This window comes from Arthrobacter sp. NPDC058288 (assembly GCF_042880995.1).
Classification (GTDB): Bacteria; Actinomycetota; Actinomycetes; order Actinomycetales; family Micrococcaceae; genus Arthrobacter.
On record NZ_JBHVYH010000007.1, the window covers coordinates 259712 to 282391 of the forward strand.

The 22680-nt window shown below is 65.3% G+C and carries 21 protein-coding genes; 6 read left to right on the forward strand and 15 right to left on the reverse strand.

Annotated features, from left to right (window positions below; translation table 11 throughout):
• Positions 1 to 22: 22 nt before the first annotated feature.
• From ACFVWT_RS18090 to ACFVWT_RS18105, 4 genes are all read right to left on the reverse strand, one after another.
• Positions 23 to 607: an SMC-Scp complex subunit ScpB gene (locus ACFVWT_RS18090; protein ID WP_390250303.1), complete on the reverse strand. Its 585-nt coding sequence runs from the start codon at positions 605 to 607 to the stop codon at positions 23 to 25.
• A 101-nt stretch (positions 608 to 708) separates the two neighbouring features.
• Positions 709 to 1602 (reverse strand): segregation and condensation protein A, encoded by an 894-nt coding sequence (locus tag ACFVWT_RS18095; protein WP_390250232.1) that lies wholly within the window; start codon positions 1600 to 1602, stop codon positions 709 to 711.
• A gap of 8 nt (positions 1603 to 1610) precedes the next feature.
• Positions 1611 to 2510, reverse strand: a complete 900-nt coding sequence (locus ACFVWT_RS18100) for a ParA family protein (protein ID WP_028271698.1) — start codon at positions 2508 to 2510, stop codon at positions 1611 to 1613.
• A 277-nt stretch (positions 2511 to 2787) separates the two neighbouring features.
• Positions 2788 to 4137 (reverse strand): cation:dicarboxylate symporter family transporter, encoded by a 1350-nt coding sequence (locus ACFVWT_RS18105; RefSeq protein ID WP_390250235.1) that lies wholly within the window; start codon positions 4135 to 4137, stop codon positions 2788 to 2790.
• A 140-nt stretch (positions 4138 to 4277) separates the two neighbouring features.
• Here ACFVWT_RS18105 and ACFVWT_RS18110 point away from each other — a divergent pair, with 140 nt between their 5' ends.
• Positions 4278 to 5909, forward strand: a complete 1632-nt coding sequence (locus ACFVWT_RS18110; protein ID WP_390250237.1) for an ATP-binding protein — start codon at positions 4278 to 4280, stop codon at positions 5907 to 5909.
• Positions 5906 to 6616 (forward strand): response regulator, encoded by a 711-nt coding sequence (locus ACFVWT_RS18115; RefSeq protein WP_390250239.1) that lies wholly within the window; start codon positions 5906 to 5908, stop codon positions 6614 to 6616. The genes ACFVWT_RS18110 and ACFVWT_RS18115 overlap by 4 nt, the downstream gene beginning before the upstream one ends.
• Positions 6617 to 6659: 43 nt before the next feature.
• Here the strand turns inward: ACFVWT_RS18115 and ACFVWT_RS18120 are convergent, their stop codons facing one another.
• Positions 6660 to 8561 (reverse strand): AMP-binding protein, encoded by a 1902-nt coding sequence (locus tag ACFVWT_RS18120; RefSeq protein ID WP_390250241.1) that lies wholly within the window; start codon positions 8559 to 8561, stop codon positions 6660 to 6662.
• A 175-nt stretch (positions 8562 to 8736) separates the two neighbouring features.
• Between ACFVWT_RS18120 and ACFVWT_RS18125 the strand changes: the two genes are divergently transcribed.
• The 4 genes from ACFVWT_RS18125 (at position 8737) to ACFVWT_RS18140 (ending at position 13019) form a co-directional block, all read left to right on the forward strand.
• Entirely contained in the window at positions 8737 to 9378 is a 642-nt protein-coding gene (locus ACFVWT_RS18125; RefSeq protein WP_104175530.1) for a GntR family transcriptional regulator, read from the forward strand.
• A 10-nt stretch (positions 9379 to 9388) separates the two neighbouring features.
• Positions 9389 to 10909 carry an MmgE/PrpD family protein gene (locus tag ACFVWT_RS18130; RefSeq protein ID WP_390250243.1) on the forward strand — a complete coding sequence of 507 codons (1521 nt, stop codon included), beginning with the start codon at positions 9389 to 9391 and terminating at the stop codon, positions 10907 to 10909.
• Complete coding sequence (gene prpB / locus ACFVWT_RS18135; protein WP_390250245.1) at positions 10909 to 11814, forward strand: methylisocitrate lyase; 906 nt, start codon at positions 10909 to 10911, stop codon at positions 11812 to 11814. Before ACFVWT_RS18130 ends, prpB begins: the two co-directional genes overlap by 1 nt.
• Before the next feature lie 65 nt (positions 11815 to 11879).
• Entirely contained in the window at positions 11880 to 13019 is a 1140-nt protein-coding gene (locus tag ACFVWT_RS18140) for a bifunctional 2-methylcitrate synthase/citrate synthase (RefSeq protein ID WP_390250247.1), read from the forward strand.
• A 70-nt stretch (positions 13020 to 13089) separates the two neighbouring features.
• Here ACFVWT_RS18140 and ACFVWT_RS18145 read toward each other — a convergent pair whose 3' ends face one another.
• The 10 genes from ACFVWT_RS18145 to ACFVWT_RS18190 form a co-directional block, all read right to left on the reverse strand.
• Entirely contained in the window at positions 13090 to 13587 is a 498-nt protein-coding gene (locus tag ACFVWT_RS18145) for an 8-oxo-dGTP diphosphatase (protein WP_390250249.1), read from the reverse strand.
• Between the two features lie 25 nt (positions 13588 to 13612).
• Positions 13613 to 14629 carry a hypothetical protein gene (locus ACFVWT_RS18150; RefSeq protein ID WP_390250251.1) on the reverse strand — a complete coding sequence of 339 codons (1017 nt, stop codon included), beginning with the start codon at positions 14627 to 14629 and terminating at the stop codon, positions 13613 to 13615.
• A 2-nt stretch (positions 14630 to 14631) separates the two neighbouring features.
• Positions 14632 to 15132, reverse strand: a complete 501-nt coding sequence (locus ACFVWT_RS18155) for an RNA polymerase sigma factor (RefSeq protein WP_390250253.1) — start codon at positions 15130 to 15132, stop codon at positions 14632 to 14634.
• A gap of 96 nt (positions 15133 to 15228) precedes the next feature.
• On the reverse strand, positions 15229 to 16269 hold the full coding sequence (gene xerD / locus ACFVWT_RS18160; RefSeq protein WP_390250255.1) for a site-specific tyrosine recombinase XerD: 1041 nt from the start codon (positions 16267 to 16269) through the stop codon (positions 15229 to 15231).
• Positions 16269 to 16931 carry an NUDIX domain-containing protein gene (locus ACFVWT_RS18165; RefSeq protein ID WP_390250257.1) on the reverse strand — a complete coding sequence of 221 codons (663 nt, stop codon included), beginning with the start codon at positions 16929 to 16931 and terminating at the stop codon, positions 16269 to 16271. The genes xerD and ACFVWT_RS18165 overlap by 1 nt, the downstream gene beginning before the upstream one ends.
• Before the next feature lie 26 nt (positions 16932 to 16957).
• On the reverse strand, positions 16958 to 18736 hold the full coding sequence (locus ACFVWT_RS18170) for a CTP synthase (protein ID WP_390250259.1): 1779 nt from the start codon (positions 18734 to 18736) through the stop codon (positions 16958 to 16960).
• Between the two features lie 134 nt (positions 18737 to 18870).
• A complete protein-coding gene (gene recN / locus ACFVWT_RS18175; RefSeq protein WP_390250261.1) occupies positions 18871 to 20610 on the reverse strand; it encodes a DNA repair protein RecN in 1740 nt (579 codons plus the stop codon).
• 3 nt (positions 20611 to 20613) lie between these two features.
• Positions 20614 to 21636 (reverse strand): NAD kinase, encoded by a 1023-nt coding sequence (locus tag ACFVWT_RS18180; protein WP_390250263.1) that lies wholly within the window; start codon positions 21634 to 21636, stop codon positions 20614 to 20616.
• A gap of 13 nt (positions 21637 to 21649) precedes the next feature.
• Positions 21650 to 22462 carry a TlyA family RNA methyltransferase gene (locus ACFVWT_RS18185; protein WP_390250265.1) on the reverse strand — a complete coding sequence of 271 codons (813 nt, stop codon included), beginning with the start codon at positions 22460 to 22462 and terminating at the stop codon, positions 21650 to 21652.
• 2 nt (positions 22463 to 22464) lie between these two features.
• Positions 22465 to 22662 carry a hypothetical protein gene (locus ACFVWT_RS18190; protein WP_390250267.1) on the reverse strand — a complete coding sequence of 66 codons (198 nt, stop codon included), beginning with the start codon at positions 22660 to 22662 and terminating at the stop codon, positions 22465 to 22467.
• Positions 22663 to 22680: the final 18 nt, after the last annotated feature.

Here is a 22680-nt window from a genome sequence, read left to right on the forward strand (position 1 = left end):
CGTGCGCAGGCATGGATGCTGCCTACATTCTTCCGGCGTCGTAGAACTCTTCGATGCCTTCAAGCCCTGGAAGATGGGGTGAAAGCTGCGGCAACTCAGCCACCGAGCCGATTCCCATGCGTTCCAGGAAATACGACGTCGTGCGGTAAAGGATGGCTCCGGACTCGGGATCGGTCCCCGAATCTTCGATCAGTCCCCGCTGCATCAGCGTCCGCACGACAGAGTCAACATTAACTCCTCGAATTGCAGACACCCTGGCCCTTGATACGGGCTGGCGGTAAGCGATCACGGCGAGCGTTTCCAACGCCGCCTGCGTCAGCCTGGCTGTCTGTCCTTCCAGAACGAATCCGCCCACGACGTCGGCAAAATCCGCTCGGGAATAGATGCGCCAGCCTCCGGCGATATTCCGCAATTCAAAACCCCGGGGTCTGGATGTGTTGCCGGCAATGTTCATAAGAGCAGAGTTGGCGACGTCCGAGTCCGGGGCATTAACAGTATAGCCGTTATACTCACGCTGAAGTTCCGCCAGGAGCTGCTCGACGACGTCGACGGTGAGATTGAGCCCGGCGGCCAGTTCGACGGCGGTGGCCGGCTGGTCAATCACCATCAGCACCGCTTCGAGGGCGGCACGTGCGCCGCCGGGAAGTTCGGCAACATTCAAGCCGCTGTCAGTTCCGCCGCTAGTGGCGGCATCCGGCGTCGTGGCGCTCACGGCTGCTCCTCGTATTCCTCGGTGAGATGATCGCTGCTCCAGTCATCGCCGCCGGCTGTCCAATGGACTGTCAGGTCGCCCAGCGGAAGGAGCTGGTCGAACGCTACCGCCTTGTCCCTGAACAGTTCCAGGAGGGCCAGAAACCGGGCCACTACAACCAGCGTCGATTCGGCGTCGGCAATCAGCGCCCTGAAGGACAACGGCCGCCCCGACTGGAGCTTCAGTCCAAGGATTTCAGCCTGTTCCTTCACGCTGACGGCACTGCCGTGCAGGTGCGCCAGGCCAACCTCGGTCGGAGGTGCTTCCTTGGGCTTCAGCGCGGATTCCGCCAGGGCGGCGAACTGCCGGGGCGTATGCCGCCACACGAGTTCCGGAAGCAGCGCCGCGAAGTGCTCTTCCAAGGCAACCTGGCGGGGGTAACTGCGTGCTTCGAGCTCAAGGGTGGAGTTGATCAGTCCTGCCACCTGCTTGAATGCCTTGTACTGCAGCAGACGGGCGAAGAGGAGGTCCCGCGCTTCGAGCAAGGCGACGTCTTCGTCGTCCTCAACCTCCCCTGCCGGCAGGAGCCGGGCCGCCTTGAGGTCAAGGAGGGTGGCCGCGATGACCAGGAACTCACTGGCCTCATCGAGCGCCCATTCCTCGCCCAACTGCTGGAGGTTCCTGATGTACTTGATGAACTCATCCGTCACCGTGGCCAGTGCCACCTCGGTGATGTCCAGCTGGTGTTTGCTGATCAGGCCGAGCAGCAAGTCAAAGGGACCGGTGAAGTTGGCGAGCCGCACTTCGAAGCCGGGTTTCTTCCCCGGTTCGGTTTGCGGGTCAGTCGCCGTGGCTTCCGCCGGACCGGGCTGCGGGCCCGAGGGAGCGAGCGGTGTGCCTGCCAGTGCCACAGCCTTGGCTAGGGCGCGCCGCCGCGCGAAATCAGCTCTTTGGCCAGGCGGCGGTAGGCGTCGGCACCGATGTGGTTGGCGGCATAGCTGGTGATGGGTTCAGCGGCCACCGTGGCGTCGGCGAACTTGATGGAACGCTTGATGACGGTCTCGAACACTTTATCCCCGAAGGCTTCCACCAGCCTGCTGATGACCTCGCGGCTGTGCAGGGTGCGGGCGTCGTACATGGTGGCCAGCACGCCGTCGACCTGGAGCCTGGGGTTCAGCCGGTCCTGGACCTTGTCGATGGTTTCCACCAGCAGCGCCACTGCGCGCAGTGCAAAGAATTCGCAGATCAGCGGGATGATGACGCCGTGCGCGGCGGTGAGTGCGTTGACCGTCAGCAGGCCAAGCGACGGCTGGCAGTCAATCAGGACGACGTCGTAATCGTCTTCAACCTTCTTCAGGGCCCGGTCCAGCACCTGTTCGCGCGCCACTTCATTGACCAGCTGCACTTCCGCGGCGGAGAGGTCGATGTTTGCCGGCAGCAGGTCAACGTTCTCGACGCCGGTGTGCTGGATGGCGTCCCGGATGTCCACTTTGCGGTCCATCAGGACGTTGTAGACCGTCAGGTCCAGTTCGTGCGGATTGGTCCCGAGGCCGGCGGACAATGCGCCCTGGGGGTCAAAATCGACCAGCAGGACACGGCGGCCGTATTCGGCGAGTGCTGCGGCCAGATTGATGGTGGACGTCGTCTTGCCGACGCCGCCCTTCTGGTTCACCATGGCGATCACACGGGCGGGGCCGTGGGACGACAGGGGCGCAGGCTCGGGAAATTCGCGGTAGGGGCGCCCGGTAGGACCCATGACGGCGTCTTCCAGATCGAGTTCGGTGCCTTCCAGAGTTGCTGAACCCTGCTCGCTGCTCACGTATCTATCCACACTTTCGATGACGTTGATGTCCTGCCGCTGAATGTTCAGCGCCTATGGTTCTTCCCACCAAGGTTACAGCGCCGCATCCGTGATTCAACGGAACTTGACACGCGCCCTTGCTTGAGCCTTTACCTTCTGGTAAAGGTCGAAGGTTGATGCGCCCGGCGCAAAAGACCGCCCGTGCAGGATAACCCTGCACGGGCGGTCTCTGGTGTTCTTCAGGCCGGCAGTGGAACCCGTCCGTTCAGGCGCGGACAGTTCAGGCGCGGACGGTTCAGGCGCGGGCCGGGGCCGGTGCCGGTGCCGGTGCCGCAACTTCCTGTTCGACGTGGTGGCCGGCGATCATGGTCTGCTCGTCGAAGGGCTCTTCGCCGGACAGGACGCGCTCAACCTGGCCGCCGTCGATCTCCTTGACCCAGGTGCCGATCAGGACCGTGGCTACGGCGTTCCCGGTGAAGTTGGTCAGGGCGCGGGCCTCGGACATGAAGCGGTCGATGCCGACAATCATGCCGACGCCGCCAAGCAGTTCGGGCTTGTGGGCCTGCAGGCCTGCGGCCAGCGTTGCCAGGCCGGCGCCGGTCACGCCTGCCGCGCCCTTGGAAGCGATGATCATGAAGACCAGCAGGGATACCTGCGCCCCGAGGTCCAGCGGGGTACCCATGGCGTTGGCCACGAACAGGGATGCCATGGTCAGGTAGATGGCGGTGCCGTCAAGGTTGAAGGAGTATCCGGTGGGAACCGTGACACCAACCACCGGCTTGGACACACCGAGGTGTTCCATCTTGGCGATGAGGCGCGGCAGTGCGGCTTCGGAGGAGGACGTGGAGAAGATCAGCAGGTATTCGCGGGCCAGGTACTTCATGAGGCGGAAGATGTTGACGCCGGCCACGACCTGCAGGAGGCCGCCGAGGATGACCACGATGAACAGTGCGCAGGTGATGTAGAACGCGAGCATCAGGGTGAACATGCTCACGATCGCCTGGAAGCCCGTAGCACCGACGACCGCGGCGATGGCACCGAAGGCACCAACCGGGGCCAGCCACATGATCATGATGAGGACACGGAAGACCAGCGCCTGGCCGTGGCCGATGGCCTTGAGGATGGGGGCACCCTGGGGGCCCATCTTCTGCAGGGCGAAGCCGACGAGGATGGCTGCCAGCAGGGTGGGCAGCACCGGAATGTCGCTCGGGATGATGCCCAGCAGGAAGTCAACCGTGCTGTCGGTGGCAGCCTTCTTGTTGGGATCGTACGGTGTCAGCTTCAGGCCTTCACCCGGGTGGATGAGGTTGCCCACCACGAGGCCGATGGCCAGCGCGAAGGTTGACATCACGATGAAGTAGCCCAGCGCCAGGCCGCCCACCTTGCCCACAGTGGCGGCCTTCGCGATGGAGCCGATGCCCAGGACGATGGTGCAGAAGATCACCGGAGCGATCATCATCTTGATCAGCTTGATGAAGCCGTCGCCCAGCGGTTTGAGCGATTTGCCAACCTCCGGGAACATCAGGCCGATCACTGCGCCGAGGATCACGGCGGCGATGACGGCAATGTAGAGGTAGTGCGACTTGTCGAGTCCTTTGCGCTTCGCCTTGACAGGCGCAGCTGACTCTCCTCGTTGAGAAGCCATGATGTGTCTCCTTATGGATAATCTGGAAGACGTTGCGGCACAGTCTCTGGGCTCTACACGTCAGTCCGGTGTGATATCCATCATTGGGCATCGCGTGACCTGGCTCACCGTTGCGTTCATATTGGTCGTGGAAGGTTGGAATGAAGCATAAGTGGAGCATTGCGCGCCGGCTGTTCGTGGCGCATTTGCTGTTCATGCTCGCGCTGACCGCAATAGTCGGCACAGCCACCTTCATCGACGCCCGGGACCATGCCTACGACGAAGCCGGCAGGCGGATGTCCGGCATCGCGACAGCCATCGCGGACAGCCCCCTGGTCCTGCAGGCAGCGGGGTCGGCCGACCCGTCCGCGGTGCTGCAGCCCTACGCCCTGCACGTGATGGGCGACGCCGACGCGGATTTCATCACCATCATGGCCCCGGACCGGACCAGGTGGACGCACCCGCGCGACGAGGAGCTCGGCAAGCCGTACATCGGATCCATTGATGCCGCCCTGAACGGACAGGTGTTCACGGAAATCACGGCCGGCACGCTGGGTCCGTCGGTTCGCACGATCGCGCCCGTCAAGGACCAGTCCGGGAACGTCAAGGCCCTGGTGGCGGCCGGGGTGACGGTCCGGACGGTGGACGTTGCCGTCTCAGGCCGCTTGCCGGCCCTGCTGGCCATAGCTTTTGCCCTCCTGCTGGGCGGCTCGGTGGCGTCGTGGCTGCTGGGCAGGTACCTCCGCAACGTCACCCGGGGATGGGGACCCGAGCAGCTCGCCCAGCTTTTCGCGTACTACGAGTCGGTCCTGCACTCGGTCCGCGAAGGGGTCATCCTGATCGATCCCAAGGGGCGGGTGGTGATGTACAACGACCAGGCTGCCGAGCTCCTTGGACTCACGACAAGGCCTTCCGGGGGCGATCCCGCGGACGCTGCCCTGCTCAGCGACCTCCCCCTTGCTACCAGCTTGAAGGAGCTCTTCGAATCCGGCCGGACAGCGCAGGACGAAATCCATCTGGCCGGTCCCCGCGTCCTTGTGGTCAACCAGGGACCTGCGGTGGGGCCGGCTTCATCCGCCGGACGGCAGCGCCCGGCAGTGTTCGGGACCGTGGCAACCATCCGCGACCGCACGGAGATCGAGTCGCTGGGCAGCGAACTGGAAACCATGCGTACCCTTTCGGACGCGCTGCGCGCCCAAACCCACGAGCACGCCAACCGCCTCCACACGATCGTTTCGCTGATGGAACTGGGGCGGACGGACGACGCCTTGGAATTTGCCACCCGTGACTTGGAGCTCAGCCAGCAGCTCACCGATGAGATGGTGGGTGCCATCGAAGAGCCGGTGTTGAGTGCCCTCCTCATGGGCAAGGCCGCAGAGGCGCACGAACGCGGCGTTGAACTGGGCCTGCAGGCAAACAGCACAGCGGGGACGGCCGGCGTGGCCGTCCAGGACCTGGTGACCATTCTTGGCAACCTCCTGGACAACGCCATCGACGCGGCGGCCGACGCTCCGGCCCCCAAATGGGTCGAGTTGTCGGTGGAGTCCGGGGTCCGGGGCGTGGACATCACGGTGGAGGACTCCGGACACGGAATCGACCCGGATGCCGTTGATGACGTGTTCCGGCACGGGTTCAGCACCAAGGCGACCGGCACATACGGCCGTGGGCTGGGCCTGGCGCTGGTCCGGCAGGCCGTCCACCGGCTGGGCGGGACCGTGACCATCACAAACCCGCGCGGGGCCCATTTCCACATCTTCCTTCCCGCAGCAGGCACCACCAAGGAGACTTCATGAGCGATATCCGAGTCCTCGTCGTTGAGGACGAACCGGTAGCCGCGGCAGCGCACGGCGCCTATTTGGGAAGGCTGGAAGGCTTTTCCCTTGCGGGCACGGCACCTGACGGCCAATCGGCGCTACGGCTCCTGGCCGAATTCGCTGCCGCCGGCAATCCCGTGGAACTCGTACTGCTGGATATGAACCTTCCCGACCTCCACGGCCTGGACATCGCCCGGCGCATGCGGGCATCAGGGCTGCTGCCGGACATTATCGCGATCACGGCAGTGCGTGAACTCAACATCGTGCGCAGTGCCGTGTCCATCGGAGTGGTCCAGTACCTCATCAAGCCCTTCACCTACGCCACGTTCGCGGACAAGCTGGCCAGCTACCGGCAGTTCCGCGAGCAGCTCGCGGCAGGCTCGGGCGGGTCAAGGTCCGGAGCATCGCAAAGCGACGTCGACCAGGCTTTCGCGAGCCTGCGGGCGCCGAGTGAGCTGCCGCTTCCCAAGGGGCTGTCGACGTCGACCCTGGACGCTGTGCAGGAGTTCATGAAGCAGCAGGCGGACGCCGTCTCCGCCACGGAAGTCATGGACGCGCTCGGGATGTCCCGCGTGACGGCCCGGCGGTACCTCGAATACCTGGCGGATGCCGGAACGGTCTCCCGAACTGCCCGTTACGGCGCGCCGGGCAGGCCTGAGAACGAGTACCGCTGGACCCGGAGCTGACGGTGGCCGGCTCCGGCGAGCGCACGGCTGATCCGTCTGACTGCTAGTTCCCGGGGCCGGCCGGACGCAGTGTTTCGATCAGCTGGTCGATCACCCCGGCGTCCTCGATCGTGGACGGCACCACATACTCCTCGCCGTCGGCAATCTGCCTCATGGTCTTGCGGAGGATCTTCCCCGAACGCGTCTTGGGCAGGGCGTCGACCACTGCCACGTGCTTGAAGTCGGCAACGGCTCCGATGTCCCGGCGGACCAGCGCGATCAGGTCCTTGACCAGTATGTCCTCCGGCACATCCACTCCCGATTTCAGCACCACGTAGCCGCTGGGCCGCTGGCCCTTCAGCGGATCCGCCAGGCCAATCACCGCGCACTCGGCCACTGCCGGGTGCTGTCCGATGACCTGTTCCATGGCACCGGTGGACAGCCGGTGCCCGGCCACGTTGATGATGTCGTCGGTACGGCCCATCACGAACACGTAGCCGTCCTCGTCCCGGTAGCCGGAGTCGCCGGTGGCGTAGGATCCTTCAAATGCCTGGAGGTAGGAGGAGACGTAGCGTTCGTCGTCGCCCCAGAGAGTGGTCAGCGTTCCGGGCGGCAGCGGCAGGCCGAGCACGATGTTCCCTTCCGTCCCGGTTTCGACGTCCTCCCCCAGTCCGTCCACGATGTTGAGCCTGAAGCCCGGCATCGGAACGCTGGGCGAGCCTGCCTTGATGGGGAGCTCTTCCAGCCCGCGCGGGTTGGCGCAGATGGCCCAGCCGGTCTCGGTCTGCCACCAGTGGTCCACCACCGGGACGTCCAGGGTCTGCGACGCCCAATGGAAGGTATCGGTGTCGAGCCGCTCCCCCGCGGCGAACAGCGTTCGCAGGCTGGAGATGTCGTAGTTATGCAGCAGTTTCGCTTCGGGATCCGCCTTGCGGATGGCGCGCAGCGCGGTGGGGGCGGTGAACAGGACATTGACCTTGTGGTCCTGGATCACGCGCCAGAAGGCACCCGCATCCGGGGTTCCCACCGGCTTTCCCTCGTAGAGGACGGTGGTGGCGCCGGCCAGCAGCGGGCCGTAGACGATGTAGGAGTGTCCCACCACCCAGCCGACGTCGGATGCCGTCCACATAACGTTCCCTGGGCCGACGCCGTAGACGTTGTCCATGGTCCAGCTAAGGGCCACGGCATGGCCGCCGTTGTCCCGCACCACGCCCTTCGGTGCGCCCGTGGTACCGGAGGTGTAGAGGATGTAGAGCGGGTCAGTTGCTTTGACGTCCACCGGGGCCGCCGGTTCCGCGGTAGCCATCTCGGTATTCCAGTCCAGCCAGCCTGCGTGGTCAGACACTGAAGAGGCAAAACCTTCCCTTGCCGCGACGATCACGGGAAGGCCCGGGGCGCCGGCGAGGTTGAGGGCTTCCTCGACGGCGGGAAGATATTCGATCCGGCGGGAGGGTTCGATCCCGCCGGAGGCGGTGACCACCGCGGCGGGGGCGGCGTCGCGGATCCGGGCGGCCAGTTCCTTGGGCGCAAACCCGCCAAAGACCACAGAATGGACAGCGCCGAGCCTCGCAGTCGCCAGCATGGCGATCGCGGCTTCCGGGATCATCGGCATGTAAATAACAACCCTGTCCCCTTTGCCCACGCCGCGCCGCCGGAGAACCCCGGCAAATCGGGCAACAAGCTCCGCAAGTTCCGCGTAGCTGAACCGCCGCCGGGTGCCGAGCATGGCGGAATCGTAGATCAGCGCGTCCTGGGCACCCCGACCGGCCGCCACATGGCGGTCCAGGGCGTTAAAGCACGTGTTGAGGACGCCGTCCGGAAACCAGCTGTAAAGCGGCGCCCGGCCGGAGTCCAGGGCCCGCGCCGGCGGCACTGACCAGGAGATCTTCCCGGCAGCATCCAGCCAGAAGTCGTCGGGCCTGTCCAGGCTCTGTGCGTAGCTGTCCTGATAGCTCTTGGTACCCATGAAATGCATCCCGTCCACGACATTGTGATGAGGGCCATGCTAGTCCCGGCCGGGAAGGCGACACAAGGCCTAATGTATACAAATCTGAAGCCAAATCAGGATTTTAGGCCAATTACTGGGAAATCGAGCGCCCTGTGTATACACTGGGGAGCGTCAACCACTGAAGGAGGCAAAGGTGCGCGCCAGCGACAGGGCCTATGCGGCATTGCGTGATGACATCATCGAATGGCGCCTCCTGCCCGGGACTGTCCTCGCGGAAGTGGAGCAGTCCGAGCGGCTGGGCATCTCCCGCACGCCTCTCCGGGAAGCCCTGAGCCGGCTCACCGCGGAGGGCCTGACGACGACGGCGGGCGGCCGCGGCGTCGTCGTCACTGATATTTCGCTTGACGACATCGACGAGCTTTTCGAACTGCGCGAAACCCTCGAAGGCAAGGCGGCCGCCCTGGCCGCCGAGCGCGGCGACTCCGCAACCTTCGAACAGCTGCGCCTCGAGCTCCTGCAGGCCCCGGAGCTGATCAACGGCAGCGATCCCGGCCGCCATGCCTACTACGAGCTCGCGGGCCGTCTCGATGCAGCCATCGACGCGGCTATTTCCAACTCCTATCTGGCCCAGGCCATGCGCAGCCTGCGCGTGCACCTGGTCCGGGTCCGCCGCCTGGCCGCCGATGACACCCAGCGGCTCACCGCAGCCGCTGCCGAGCACGCCGCCATTGCGGAAGCGATTGCCGCGGGCAATCCCCGGCTGGCCGAAGCGGCCACCACCCTTCACCTGCACCGAAGTCTTTCCCACGTCAAAGTCACGCATACACCTCACTAAAAGGAGCACCATGGTCAAGGAACACCACGTCCGCGTTTACAAGAGCGAGGAAAACCTGCCCCGCGAGGACCAGCTCGCCTACAAGATCGCCAAGGTTGCCACCGATCCCGTCGCCGTCACGGACGAGGTCACAGACATGGTGATCAACCGGGTGATCGACAACGCCTCCGTGGCCATCGCGTCCCTGAACCGGGCCCCCATTGTTGCCGCCCGCGCGCAGGCACTGACCCACGGGCCCACCACCGGCGGCAAAGGATCCAAGGTCTTCGGCATCGACGAGCGTGTGGCACCGGAATGGGCGGCCTGGGCCAACGGCGTCGCTGTCCGCGAGCTCGACTACCACGACACCTTCCTGGCAGCGGACTACTCCCACCCCGGCGACAACATCCCGCCGATCCTCGCCGTCGCCCAGCACGTCGGCTCCAGCGGACACGACCTGATCCGCGGCATCGCCACCGGCTACGAAATCCAGGTCAACCTGGTCAAGGCCATCTGCCTGCACAAGCACAAGATCGACCACGTGGCCCACCTCGGCCCCTCCGCCGCGGCGGGCATCGGCACACTGCTCGGGCTCGACGCCGAGACCATCTTCCAGTCCGTGGGGCAGGCCCTGCACACCACCACCGCGACCCGCCAGTCACGCAAGGGCGAAATTTCCACCTGGAAGGCGCACGCACCGGCCTTCGCCGGCAAGATGGCCGTCGAAGCCGCGGACCGATCCATGCGCGGCCAGACGTCGCCCGTCCCGATCTATGAGGGTGAAGACGGCGTGATCGCCTGGATGCTGGACGGACCGGATGCCTCCTACATGGTGCCGCTGCCGACTCCCGGGGAAGCCAAGCGCGCCATCCTGGACACCTACACCAAGGAACACTCCGCCGAGTACCAGGCCCAGGCTTGGATCGACCTTGCCCGCAAGCTCCACGGCGAGCGCCCCGAGGTCACCGACCCGGCCAACGTGAAGTCGGTGCTGATCAAGACAAGCCACCACACCCACTACGTGATCGGCTCCGGCGCCAACGACCCGCAGAAGTACAGTCCCACGGCAAGCCGGGAGACCCTCGATCACTCCATCCCCTACATCTTCACGGTGGCCCTGCAGGACGGCGCCTGGCACCATGTGGACTCCTACGCCCCGGAGCGGGCCGCGCGCCCGGACACCGTGGAGCTGTGGCACAAGGTCACCACGGTGGAGGACCCGGAATGGACCCGCCGCTACCACTCCCTCGATATCGCGGAAAAGGCTTTCGGTGGATCCGTTGAAATCACGCTCAACGACGGCACTGTCATTACCGACGAGATCGCCGTCGCCGACGCCCACCCGCTGGGTGCCCGGCCGTTCGCCCGGGAGCAGTACGTCAACAAGTTCCGCACCCTCGCGGCCGGCCTCGTCGCCGAAGAGGAGATCGAACGGTTCCTTGCCGCAGCAGCCCGGCTCCCGGAACTGGCTGCCGGCGAACTGGACCAGCTGAACATCAAGGCGGCCGACGGCGTGATCGACCTCGCTGCCGCACCGAAGGGACTTTTCTAATGCTGTATTCGAAGGTCACGCCGGAGCAGAAGCGGATCCGGTTCCGCGAGCTCCTGGCGTCCGGCACGATCCAGCAGTTCCCGGGAGCCTTCAACCCGCTCTCGGCCCGGCTCATCGAGGAGAAGGGCTTCGCCGGGGTTTACATCTCCGGCGCCGTCCTGGCCAATGACCTGGGCCTGCCGGACATCGGCCTGACCACGCTCACCGAGGTGGCAACGAGGGCCGGGCAGATTGCCCGGATGACCGACCTGCCCAGCATTGTGGACGCCGACACAGGCTTCGGCGAGCCCATGAACGTGGCCCGCTCGGTGCAGGAAATCGAGAACGCGGGCCTCGCCGGCCTGCACATCGAAGACCAGTTCAACCCCAAGAGGTGCGGCCACCTGGACGGCAAGAACGTGGTGGACCTGGACACCGCCACCAAGCGCATCCGCGCCGCAGCCGACGCCCGCCGGGACCCTAACTTCCTCATCATGGCCAGGACGGACATCCGGGCCACAGACGGGCTGGAAGCGGCACAGGAGCGCGCGAAGGCGCTCGTCGAGGCCGGGGCGGATGCCATTTTCCCGGAGGCGATGAAGGACCTCAGCGAGTTCCAGGCCATCCGTGATGCCGTGGACGTGCCCATCCTCGCCAACATGACCGAATTCGGCCAAAGCGAGCTATTCACCGTGGCGCAACTGCAGGGCGTCGGCGTCAACATGGTCATCTACCCGGTCACGCTGCTCCGTAGTGCCATGGGGGCAGCTGAGCGTACTCTGGAATCGATCAGGTCCGACGGCACCCAGGAGGCACAGGTAAAGAGCATGCTGACCCGTGCGCGGCTATACGACCTAGTGGACTACGAGGCCTACAACCGCTTTGACACCGGAGTCTTCAACTTCAGGATTCCCGGTACCAACTGACCCCCATCCATCCCGGACTTCCGGCTTCGGCCGGCACACAGCATAAGGAACGAAGGAGTTTCAGCATGGCTGAAAATGAGATCAAGAAGGGCCTCGCCGGCGTCGTGGTGGACTACACCGCGGTATCCAAGGTCAACCCGGACACCAACTCACTGCTGTACCGCGGCTATCCCGTCCAGGAGCTCGCCGCCAAGTGCAGTTTCGAAGAAGTGGCCTACCTGCTCTGGAACGGCGAACTGCCCACGGCGGAGCAGCTGGCTGACTTCACAGCCAAGGAAAGGGCAGGCCGCCGGCTGGATCCGGTGGTCAAGCAGGTGATTGACGCGCTGCCCATCACGTCCCACCCGATGGACGTCTGCCGGACGGCGGCATCCGTGATGGGAGCACGGCATGAACTCGCCGAGGACTCCTCGCGCGAAGCAAACATGCAGAAGGCCATCGACCTGTTCGCCGCCATGCCGGCCGTTGTGGCTTACGACCAGCGCCGCCGCCATGGCCTGGAACTGGTGGAGCCCCGTGACGATCTGGGATACGACGCCAACTTCCTCTGGATGACCTTCGGCGAAGAGCAGGTGCCCGAGGTCGTGGACGCGTTCAACGTGTCCATGATCCTGTACGCGGAGCACTCCTTCAACGCCTCCACGTTCACGGCCCGCGTGATCACGTCCACGCTTTCGGACCTGCACTCGGCCGTGACAGGAGCCATCGGCGCCCTCAAGGGTGCGCTCCATGGCGGCGCCAACGAAGCCGTCATGCACACCTTCGATGAAATCGGCATCCGCTCCGAGGAATCACTGGAGGAGGCCGCCGCCCGAGCCAAGGCCTGGATGGAGGATGCCCTGGCGCAGAAGAAGAAGGTCATGGGCTTCGGCCACCGCGTCTACAAACACGGCGACTCCCGCGTCCCCACCATGAAGGCCGCCTTGGACAAGATGATTGCCCACTACGGCCGTCCGGAGCTCCTGGGGCTCTACAACGGCCTGGAGAGCGCCATGGACGAGGCCAAGGGAATCAAGCCCAACCTGGACTACCCCACCGGGCCCACGTACCACCTCATGGGTTTCGACACCGCCACGTTCACTCCGTTGTTCGTTGCCAGCCGCATCACCGGCTGGACCGCGCACATCATGGAGCAGCTGGAATCAAACTCCCTGATCCGTCCATTGAGCGAGTACAACGGCGTGGAGGAACGCCACCTTTCGTAAGCGCTGAACATCAGGATCGCACGACGCCGGCCCGGTCACCTTTCAGAGGTGACCGGGCCGGCGTCGTTCTTCACTGTGGGAGGTTCCGCAGGACGCTCACGGAAGAAGCCACCGTTTCGTTGTCGGCGTTGAGGGTGACCACAATGTCCACTGTCCGGCCTTCCAGCACCACCGGGAGCCAGTGATCCGCGTCCTGCCACATGCGGTCCACCGGCAGCGAGAGCGCATCAAACCATTCGGGCGCGATCTCGCGGCTTTCCGCCGGCTCGCCCTCCCATTGGCGCGTCGTGAACAGACGGGTAAGCATGTTCCACTCCGGCCGGGCGGGAAACCGGAATTCCACTGCCCCCGCGTGGCGGAGGTCCTCCTCGCGGACGATGACGCCCGCTTCTTCGAAGACTTCCCGGCATACAGCTTCCGCGTCGCTCTCGCCAGCCTCCACATGGCCGCCGAGGCCCACGATCTTGCCTCTGCCGAAGCCGGTCTTCTTGAGGCCAAGGAGCACCTCGGTTCCGCCGCCAGGTCGATCCCGAAGCAGGAAGCAGAGGGTCACGGGGGTGGACGTCATGGTCAACAGCGTAACCCGGCCCGGCTCAGCCTGCGGTGATCTGCAGCGAGGTGATCATACGTTTGGCGTCAAGGTAACCGGACGACTGCATGTAGGCCCGGGCCTCGGCAATAGTGCTGAACGTTTTGACGCCCGCTGCTCCGTCCGGCGACGGAGCGGAGTTCACCTGAAGCGAGTCCGCGAACATGTAGACAGGTGAATCCTGGGGACCGTTCACCACGTTGTAGAACATGCACGATCTTCCGTCAGTGCCGGCCGTGCTGGAGGTAAGGCCGAAGGAGGCGTTGACGCCGGAACCTGTTTCCACGGCACGGAACGTGAACCGGGGGGTCACGTTGCTGGCACCGGCGTTGTACGGCAACTGCATCTCCACGGTATCCAGGACGGTGTAGGGGCGGGGTTCGCTGCTGCAGGCTCCACCCAGGCCGCCGCCGGTGTCCCCGTAGGTAAGGGCGGCGACGTGCTTTCCGGCGCTGTCGGTGACTTGGAGTTTCACCACGTTGCCAACTCCGTCTCCCGGAAGCGGAACCACCTTCCAGCCGGCGGGGTAGTCGAAGGAGACGTTGCCGTTTGCGCTGGTAAACGTCTGCCACGCAGCTGCCGGCACGGACGCCGGTCCCGAGGATGCCGCCGTGGACGGTACTGCCGAAGCTGACGCTGAGGCCTGGGCTTTTGCCGCATCGGCAGTCCGGCTTGCAGACGCGCCGGGCGACGGAGCCGCATCGCTGCCGGTGTTGCTGGCTGCCGGTCCCGGTGCCGGAGAGTTCAGGCCGCCCATGTTGCCGGCCACTACCGCCAGTGTCACCACTGCCGCCGCTGCCAGACCCGCGACGCCTGTGCGCATAGCGGTGCGGCGTTGGGACTGCCGTGCGCGGTCGAGGGAGGCGATGTTGTTGCCGTCCGTGAAGGTTCCGGAGAAGGTGGGCGCGGCCTGTGCCCCCGGTTCGCCGGTGCCCGACTCCGGGTTGTCCGGAACGGCGTGCTGCCGCGGACCGGGAACCTGCGGTTTTGCGTTCTTCATCAGCTGTTCGATCCGATCCATGGCTAGGCCGTCCTTTCGTTCATCAGGTGTTCCGGGACCATGCCGGCGAATGCCTTCCTGGCGCGGTGCAGGCGTACGCCGGCAGCGGAGATGGAGCAGCCCAGGCTTTCCGCGAGTTCAGCCGTGGTCAGCCCATCCCAGTACGCGAGCATCAGGACTTCGCGATGCTTGTCGTTCAGCTCGGCGAGGACGTCCGCCACCGCCTCGCTTTCGTTGTTATTGGTGGCTGCTGCGACCCTCATCCGCTCCTGCAGGCCTTCGCGCAGAAGCTGCCGGCGGCTGCGGCCCTTATACTCGTTGGCCACCACGTTCCGGGCTGTTGCGATGAGCCAGCCGATCCCGGGTTCCTCAGGGAGGTCCTTCTCCCAGGCAATCCTGAAGACGTCACCGGCGAGCTCTTCCGCGCGGTCTGCATCGCTGATGCGGTACGCAATGTACCGATAGATGCGTCCGTAGTTCTCCGAGTGCAACACCGCGAATGAGCGTTCCCGTGTTACCAACATTCCTCCCCCTAAATCCTGTTCCCCACGTGCTAACCGTTAAGTGTTTGGCGGGGGCACATTTCTTACACTCGGCAGGAAGGTGTTGCGTTTTGCACTCTAGCCGAGCGCCCGGGGGTGGGCGGCGGCGTAGATTTCCCGCAACGTGTCAGCCGTCACGAGCGTGTAGACCTGCGTGGTGGTCACGGAAGCATGTCCCAGGAGCTCCTGGACCACGCGGACATCCGCCCCGCCTTCCAGGAGGTGCGTTGCAAAGGAGTGGCGGAGGGTGTGCGGCGAAACGTCCTTGGTGATGTTGGCCTTGTCGGCGGCAGCCTTGAGGATGGTCCATGCGCTCTGCCTGCTGATCCGGCCGCCGCGGGCATTCAGGAACAGCGCCGGTGTGCCTTTGCCCTTGGCTGCCAGCATCGGCCGGCCGCGCACCAGGTACGAGTCCAGGGCACGGGCACCGTAGGACCCCAACGGCACCAATCTTTCCTTGGATCCCTTGCCGAACAGCCTGACAATTGCTGGCCCGTCCTGCTCCGTTTGCAGGGATATGTCGTCGACGTCGAGTCCCACGGCCTCGCTGATGCGGGCACCGGTGGAATAGAGGAATTCCAGCAGGGCCCGGTCCCTTAGGCCAGTTGCCGTGTCCGTCCCTGTCGCTTCAAGGATCCGGGTAACCTCGTCCACGCTAATGGCCTTGGGCAGCCGCTTGCCGGGCATGGGCGGGTGGACATCACTGGCGGGATCCGTCGTCGTCATTCCTTCAAGTGCCCAGAACTTATGGAGGCCGCGGACCGCCACGACGGTCCGCGCGGCGGACCGGACGCCGAGTGCGGTCCCGCCGTCGGAACCGTCGGACAAGGCCTGTACGAATCCGGTGACGTGCCGCCGGGTGACGTCGCCCGGGCGGACGGAGCCGCAGGCGGCGAGGTAGTTTGCATAGCGGGCCAGGTCGCGGCGGTAGGCCGACAGGGTGTTCGCAGCCAGTCCCCGCTCGACCCCCATGTGCTGGAGGTAGTCGCTAACGGCGCGGTCTATGGCGTTGCGGGGCCGGGCGGGCTCTTCCGCCGGAGTCTGTTCGGCAGGGACGGGCTCAGCACGCAGTGGTTCAGCACCGGCACGTTCCGGTGCGGGAGTGGCGGTGCTGCCCATCAACGCTGGCTGGGGTGGGCGGGCCAGGGGGCATTTGCCGGGCGCAGATGCTCAAAGCCGTCCGCGCGTGCCGCCGCTGCAGCCAGGATTCCGACGACGGCGGACGGGTTGTGCAGCCGGCCGTCCAGGACGGCCGCCACAGCTTCCTCCAACGGCGTCCAGTGCAGTTCGATCTCGGCTTCCTCATCCGTTCGGACGTGGAGTTCATGATCCGGCACGTCGCTCAAATCCCGGGCGAGGTAAATGCGGATCGCCTCGCTCGAGGATCCCGGCGAGTTGAAGAAGTCAGCCAGCACGTTCCAGGTCCCGGCCACCAGGTCCGCTTCCTCGGCGAGCTCACGCGCGGCCCCCACCACAAAGTCCTCGCCCTCGATGTCCAGCAGACCGGCGGGGATCTCCCACAGGTCCATGCCCACAGGATGCCGGTACTGCTTCATCAGCAGGACTTCGCCGGCCTCGTTCATGGGCAGGACCGCTACCGCACCCGGGTGGTCGATGTAGTCGCGGACCAGCTCGTCGCCGTGTTCGCTGAGCTGGAAACTGTCGCTGACAACGTCCCAGATGCGGCCTTCGTACACCTTCCGGGAAGACAAAAGACGGCGCGGGCTCGGCGCATCCGAAACCTGCCGTGCAGCATTGGGGGTTTCAGGCTTACCGGGCATCGCGCCGTCCTTTGATTTAGTTGTGGCTACTTGGCCGAGACCTTGCGGGCGGAACCGCTGGCCTCAGCCGGTGCTTCCGCACTGTTGACGGCGGGGAGGATGTCCCCGCCCTTCTGGTGATCCAGCGCAGCCTTGACCAGGCCCGCGAACAAAGGGTGCGGCCGGGTGGGGCGGGAGCTGAGCTCGGGGTGTGCCTGGGTGGCCACGTAGTACGGGTGGACTTCGCGGGGAAGCTCCACGTACTCCACCAGCTTGCCGTCCGGGGACGTTCCGGAGAACACGAGCCCCTTCGCTGCAATCTGGTCACGGTACTTGTTATTGACTTCGTAGCGGTGGCGGTGCCGTTCGCTGACCTTGGTGGTGCCGTAGGTCTCGGCGACGACAGAGCCTTCGTCCAGTTTGGCCTCGTAAAGGCCAAGGCGCATGGTGCCGCCAAGATCGCCCTTGCCGTCGACGATGTCCAGCTGCTCTTCCATGGTGGCGATCACCGGGTACTTCGAGTCCGGTTCGAATTCGCTGGACGATGCGCCCTCGAGGCCCACCACGTTCCGGGCGTATTCGATGACCATGCACTGGAGGCCCAGGCACAGGCCCAGGACCGGCAGCTTGGTTTCGCGGGCAAACTTGAGCGCGCCGAGCTTGCCTTCGAGGCCGCGGATGCCGAATCCACCGGGTACGCAGATGGCGTCCACGCCGGAGAGCGAGTTGACTGCGCCCTCGTGGGTTTCGCATTCGTCCGAGGGGACCCAGCGGATCTTGACCTTGGTGTCGTTGGCGAAGCCGCCGGCACGCAGTGCCTCGGTGACGGAAAGGTAGGCGTCCGGCAGGTCGATGTACTTGCCGACCAGGGCGATTTCCACCTCGTGCTTGGGGTTGTGGACCGCTTCGAGCAGCTTGTCCCAGCTGGTCCAGTCAACATCCTTGAACGGCAGGTCGAGTGCACGGACGATGTAGGAGTCCAGGCCCTGGGAGTGCAGGGTCTTGGGGATGTCGTAAATGCTCGGCGCGTCGGGGCAGCCGATGACGGCGTCAATGTCAACGTCGCACATGCGGCCGATCTTGTCGCGCATGGCCTGCGGGACTTCGCGGTCCGAACGGATCACGATCGCCTCGGGCTGGATGCCGATGGAGCGCAGCGCGGCAACGGAGTGCTGCGTCGGCTTGGTCTTCAGTTCCTGGGAAGGGCCGATGTACGGCACCAGGGACACGTGCAGGAAGAAGACGTTGCCGCGGCCGATATCCTGGCGCACCTGGCGGGCAGACTCGAGGAAGGGCTGCGATTCGATATCGCCAACGGTACCGCCGATCTCGGTGATGATGACGTCGGGCGCGTTCTTGCCTTCGGCAGGAAGCCGCATCCGGCGCTTGATCTCATCCGTGATGTGCGGGATGACCTGGACGGTGTCGCCGAGGTACTCGCCGCGGCGCTCCTTGGCGATGACCGTGGAGTAGACCTGGCCGGTCGTGACGTTGGCCGAACCCTCAAGGTTTTCATCGAGGAAGCGCTCGTAGTGGCCGACATCCAGGTCCGTCTCGGCACCGTCGTCAGTCACGAAGACTTCGCCGTGCTGGAAGGGGTTCATCGTGCCCGGATCCACGTTCAGGTAGGGATCGAGCTTCTGCATAGTTACAGACAAACCGCGTGCCCGCAGCAGGTGGCCGAGGCTTGAAGCCGTCAGTCCCTTGCCTAGCGAGGACGCCACACCGCCGGTGACGAAGATGTGTTTGGTCGTCTTGGACGAGCCCGGGAACCGGGAATTTACACGGGAATTTGATCGCTGCACCACGGAATTCGAGCCTATCATCAATTGAGCCTTCCACGGGTCGAAAATCGGATTCCCCAAATGACTCAGTCTCCCCCGCCGCCGGACACTGATCAAGGTTTACCTGTAAAACGCGGGCGGCGGGGCGGCCGATGTGACGGTTCTCGCAATGCCGTTCAGGCCCGCTGCGGCAGCAGCTTGGCGTCGTCCAGCAGCTCCTGGGCGTGGGCCTGGGCTGTTTCGGAATCTTCCTGGCCGGCAAGCATCCGGGCCAGTTCCTTGACCCTTTCCGGGCCATCGAGGAGCCGTACGTCGCTGGAGGTTAACCCGGTGGCGGTGCCGCCGTCGGCCCCTCTGACGGATGTTTTGGTGACGGTGATGTGCTGGTCGGCGAACGCGGCGACCTGCGGAAGGTGCGTGACCACCAGGACCTGCACATGCTGCGCCAGCATGGCCAGTCGGCGGCCGATCTCGACGGCGGCCCGGCCTCCCACGCCGGCATCCACTTCGTCGAACACAAAGGTGGGCACCGGATCCACTGCGGCGAGCACCACCTCGATGGCCAGCATCACGCGGGAAAGCTCGCCGCCGGAGGCACCCTTGCCCAGCGGACGGGCCGGGGCACCGGAGTGGGGCTGGAGCAGGAACGAGATCTCGTCCGCCCCGTAGGGCATCAGCTGGGCTGCGGGCTCGATGGTGATCACCAGGGTCGCGTCGGCCATGGCCAGGGCCTTCAGTTCGGCGCTGACCCGTGCCGAGAGGTCCTTGGCGGCCTTGGCGCGGATTTTGCTGATCGCGGCAGCCTGCTTTTTCAGCTCCGCCTCGGTCCGGGCGACCTCCGCGTCCAGCGCCTCGATCCGGGTGGAGTCGTCCTGCAGCTCGTCGAACCGGATACGCGCGTTCTCCGCCCACACCAGGACCTCGTCGATGCTGGGGGCGTACTTGCGGACCAGCTTGGCCAGGGCGGCCCGCCGGTCCTCGATTTCCGCGAGTCGCTCCGGCCCCTCCGAATCCAGCCCGGCCTGGTAGCTCGCCAGTTCCGTGGCGATGTCGTTCAGCAGGAAACCGACCTCGGCCAGGCGTGCGGCTGCCGCGCCGAGTTCGGCGTCGTGCTCAGCCACATGTTCCAGGGTCCGTTTCGCCGCGTCCACCAGGGTGGTGGCGTCGCCCTCGTCGCCGTAGTCCTCCGCGATGAGCGCCTGGTGGGCGGTGTTTGCCGCAATCCTGAGTTCTTCGACATTGGCCAGTTTCACGGCCTCCGCCTTGAGGGACTCGTCCTCCCCCGGCTGCGGGTCCACGTCATCGATCTCTGCCAGGGCAATCTGCAGCGATTCCGCTTCCCGCAGCCTGTCCCGTGCGGCGCCACGGAGCGTGTCCAGCTCCGCCTGGCTGGCCTTCCAGTGGCTGTACAGGGCTTGGTATGTGCCCAGCGGGGCGGCCAGGGCGTCGCCGGCAAACTTGTCCAGGGCACCTCGCTGGGCAAGCGCCCCCTTCAGCCTGATCTGGTCCGACTGGCCATGGACCACCACCAGGCTTTCGCCGATCTCCGCAAGGACCCCCACGGGCGCGGCGCGGCCGCCAAGGTAGGCACGGCTGCGTCCGTCCGCACCCAGCCGGCGGGCAACGATCAGTTCAGCGCCGCCGTCGAACTCTTCAACCTCAGCCCCCGCCTCCAATGCGCGGGCGACGGCCGCGTGCCCGGCATCCAGCTTGAGGACGGCTTCAGCGGAGGCGCTCTTCGCGCCGCTGCGGACCGCGCCCGCATCCGAGCGGGCACCCAGGAGGAGCCCGACGGCGGTGACCACCATGGTCTTACCGGCACCGGTTTCGCCGGTCACCACGCTGAGGCCCGGGCCCAGCGGAAGGGTTGCGTCGGTGATGACGCCGAGGTCGCGGATTCTGAGTTCTTCAAGCATGATTCACTTCGCAGTCGTCGGATCAGTCTCGGACGTCCCGGCGTGCCGGGGACCGGCAGGCGGCGCCATGGGCCTGGGGGTACGGATGATGGGTACGGGCCCGGTATGGACGGACTCGGTCTGGGGCATGGGGCCGCGCCAGCCGTGGATGGGGAGCTGGAACTTACGGACCAGCCTCGCCGAGAAGGGCGTCTGGTGTGTTCGCGCGAGCCGCACCGGCGTTGCCGACCGGGTCACTTCCACGCGGGCTCCCGGCGGCAGGTCCACGGACCGGCGGCCATCACACCACAACACACCCTGGGCGTCGGTCCGGTTCAGGACCTCGACCGCCAGCCTGGACCGGGGCGAGACCACCAGCGGCTTGGCGAACAGCGCGTGCGCACTGATAGGAACAATCACCAGGGCCTCCACCTCGGGCCACACCACTGGACCGCCCGCCGAGAAGGCATAGGCCGTTGAGCCGGTGGGCGTTGCCATGACCACGCCGTCGCAGCCGAACGACGTCAGTGGCCGCTCATCCACTTCGGTGACCACCTCAAGCATCCGTTCCCGGTTGCCCTTCTCGATGGCGGCCTCGTTCAGTGCCCATGTGTGCCAGATCTTCTGCCCACGGACCCAGACCTGGACGTCGATGGTCATTCGTTCTTCCACCGTATAGTCGCGGCTGGCGATCCATTCGACGGTCTGCGCGAGGTCGGCCCGCTCGCTCTCGGCGAGGAAGCCGACATGGCCGAGATTGACGCCCAGGAGCGGAACGTCCACTTCCCTGACGAGTTCGGCGGCACGGAGGATGGTGCCGTCGCCGCCGAGGACCATCACGAGCTCGACGTCGGGCAGCTGGATGTGGTCATGGAGGATCTCCACGGGGTCTTCGAGCCGCCCGAAAAATCCTTCCATGTCCTTGAGTTCGGATTTTTGCATCACCGGAACAATGCCTGAGGCGTGCAGCTGGATGCACGCCTCCCAGGCAGCCTTCAGTGATTCCTCGCGGCCGGTGTGGGCAAGGACCAGTACACGCCTGCTCATCGGGTTCCGCTTTCTAGTGGTTCGGCCAGATAGTTCCGAGCAACGCAGCAACGGCTGCGTCCCGCTCTTCGATCTTAGGCAAGTCTGTGGTGATCCTGCGCTTTATCCACAGGAAGTATTCGACGTTTCCGTCCTGGCCGGGCAGCGGGCTTGCCGCCAGGCCGCGAAGATCGAGCCCTGCGTCGAGCGCCGCATTGGCGACTTTTCCTACCGCCATCCGGCGTTCACGTTCGGAATTCACTACGCCGGTGCGGCCCAGCCTGTCCTTGCCGATCTCGAACTGCGGTTTGACCATCAGGACCAGGTCGCCGCCGGGCTGCGTGCACGCCGCCAGTGGCTCCAGGACCAGGGTCAGCGAGATGAACGACAGGTCAGCGACCGTCAGCGAGACGGGGCCGCCGATAGCGTCAGGCGTCATGTAGCGCACGTTGAGGCCTTCGTGCACGGACACGCGGGGGTCGTTCCTGAGCTGGGCAACCAGCTGGCCGTGTCCGACGTCGACAGCCACCACGTGCTCCGCACCGCGCCTGAGCAGGACCTCCGTGAAGCCGCCGGTGGAGGCGCCGGCGTCCAGGCAGCGCTTTCCTTCCGCAATGACTTCCGGAAAGGCATCCAGCGCCCCGGCCAGTTTGTGGCCGGCCCTGCTGACGTAGCTGTCCTGCCCGTCGTCGGCGACGTCGAGCTGTGTGAGGTCATCCACTTGGGCCGAGGCCTTCGGCAGAACGATGCCATCCGAGCTGACTTTGCCTTCGGCAATCAGGCGCGCGGCATGCGTGCGGGACCTTGCCAGTCCGCGGGTGACAAGCATTTGGTCAAGCCTGGCCATCTTCAGGCGTCACCCGTCGACGGGTCGTCGTCGTTGAGCGCATCCAGCAGTGCATCGTGAAGTGCCGCGTAGGCCTCAGCGTGTCCGGCGACGGGGAGCCCTTCAATGTCAGCCAAACGGTCCAGCGCAGCGTCAACTGACGCGTCACCGACCGGGCTCACGCCGCGGCCGGCTTCCGGAAAGTTGTTCAGCTCAGTCATGGTCCCAGTCTAGTGATC

Coding starts and splice junctions, on each gene's coding strand:
- ACFVWT_RS18090 (WP_390250303.1), bottom strand. CDS start 607: ATGGTGATTGACCAGCCGGCCACCGCCGTCGAACTGGCCGCCGGGCTC.
- ACFVWT_RS18105 (WP_390250235.1), bottom strand. CDS start 4,137: ATGGCTTCTCAACGAGGAGAGTCAGCTGCGCCTGTCAAGGCGAAGCGC.
- ACFVWT_RS18110 (WP_390250237.1), top strand. CDS start 4,278: ATGAAGCATAAGTGGAGCATTGCGCGCCGGCTGTTCGTGGCGCATTTG.
- ACFVWT_RS18115 (WP_390250239.1), top strand. CDS start 5,906: ATGAGCGATATCCGAGTCCTCGTCGTTGAGGACGAACCGGTAGCCGCG.
- ACFVWT_RS18120 (WP_390250241.1), bottom strand. CDS start 8,561: ATGGGTACCAAGAGCTATCAGGACAGCTACGCACAGAGCCTGGACAGG.
- ACFVWT_RS18130 (WP_390250243.1), top strand. CDS start 9,389: ATGGTCAAGGAACACCACGTCCGCGTTTACAAGAGCGAGGAAAACCTG.
- prpB (WP_390250245.1), top strand. CDS start 10,909: ATGCTGTATTCGAAGGTCACGCCGGAGCAGAAGCGGATCCGGTTCCGC.
- ACFVWT_RS18140 (WP_390250247.1), top strand. CDS start 11,880: ATGGCTGAAAATGAGATCAAGAAGGGCCTCGCCGGCGTCGTGGTGGAC.
- ACFVWT_RS18145 (WP_390250249.1), bottom strand. CDS start 13,587: ATGACGTCCACCCCCGTGACCCTCTGCTTCCTGCTTCGGGATCGACCT.
- ACFVWT_RS18150 (WP_390250251.1), bottom strand. CDS start 14,629: ATGGATCGGATCGAACAGCTGATGAAGAACGCAAAACCGCAGGTTCCC.
- ACFVWT_RS18155 (WP_390250253.1), bottom strand. CDS start 15,132: ATGTTGGTAACACGGGAACGCTCATTCGCGGTGTTGCACTCGGAGAAC.
- xerD (WP_390250255.1), bottom strand. CDS start 16,269: ATGGGCAGCACCGCCACTCCCGCACCGGAACGTGCCGGTGCTGAACCA.
- ACFVWT_RS18165 (WP_390250257.1), bottom strand. CDS start 16,931: ATGCCCGGTAAGCCTGAAACCCCCAATGCTGCACGGCAGGTTTCGGAT.
- ACFVWT_RS18170 (WP_390250259.1), bottom strand. CDS start 18,736: ATGATAGGCTCGAATTCCGTGGTGCAGCGATCAAATTCCCGTGTAAAT.
- recN (WP_390250261.1), bottom strand. CDS start 20,610: ATGCTTGAAGAACTCAGAATCCGCGACCTCGGCGTCATCACCGACGCA.
- ACFVWT_RS18180 (WP_390250263.1), bottom strand. CDS start 21,636: ATGAGCAGGCGTGTACTGGTCCTTGCCCACACCGGCCGCGAGGAATCA.
- ACFVWT_RS18185 (WP_390250265.1), bottom strand. CDS start 22,462: ATGGCCAGGCTTGACCAAATGCTTGTCACCCGCGGACTGGCAAGGTCC.
- ACFVWT_RS18190 (WP_390250267.1), bottom strand. CDS start 22,662: ATGACTGAGCTGAACAACTTTCCGGAAGCCGGCCGCGGCGTGAGCCCG.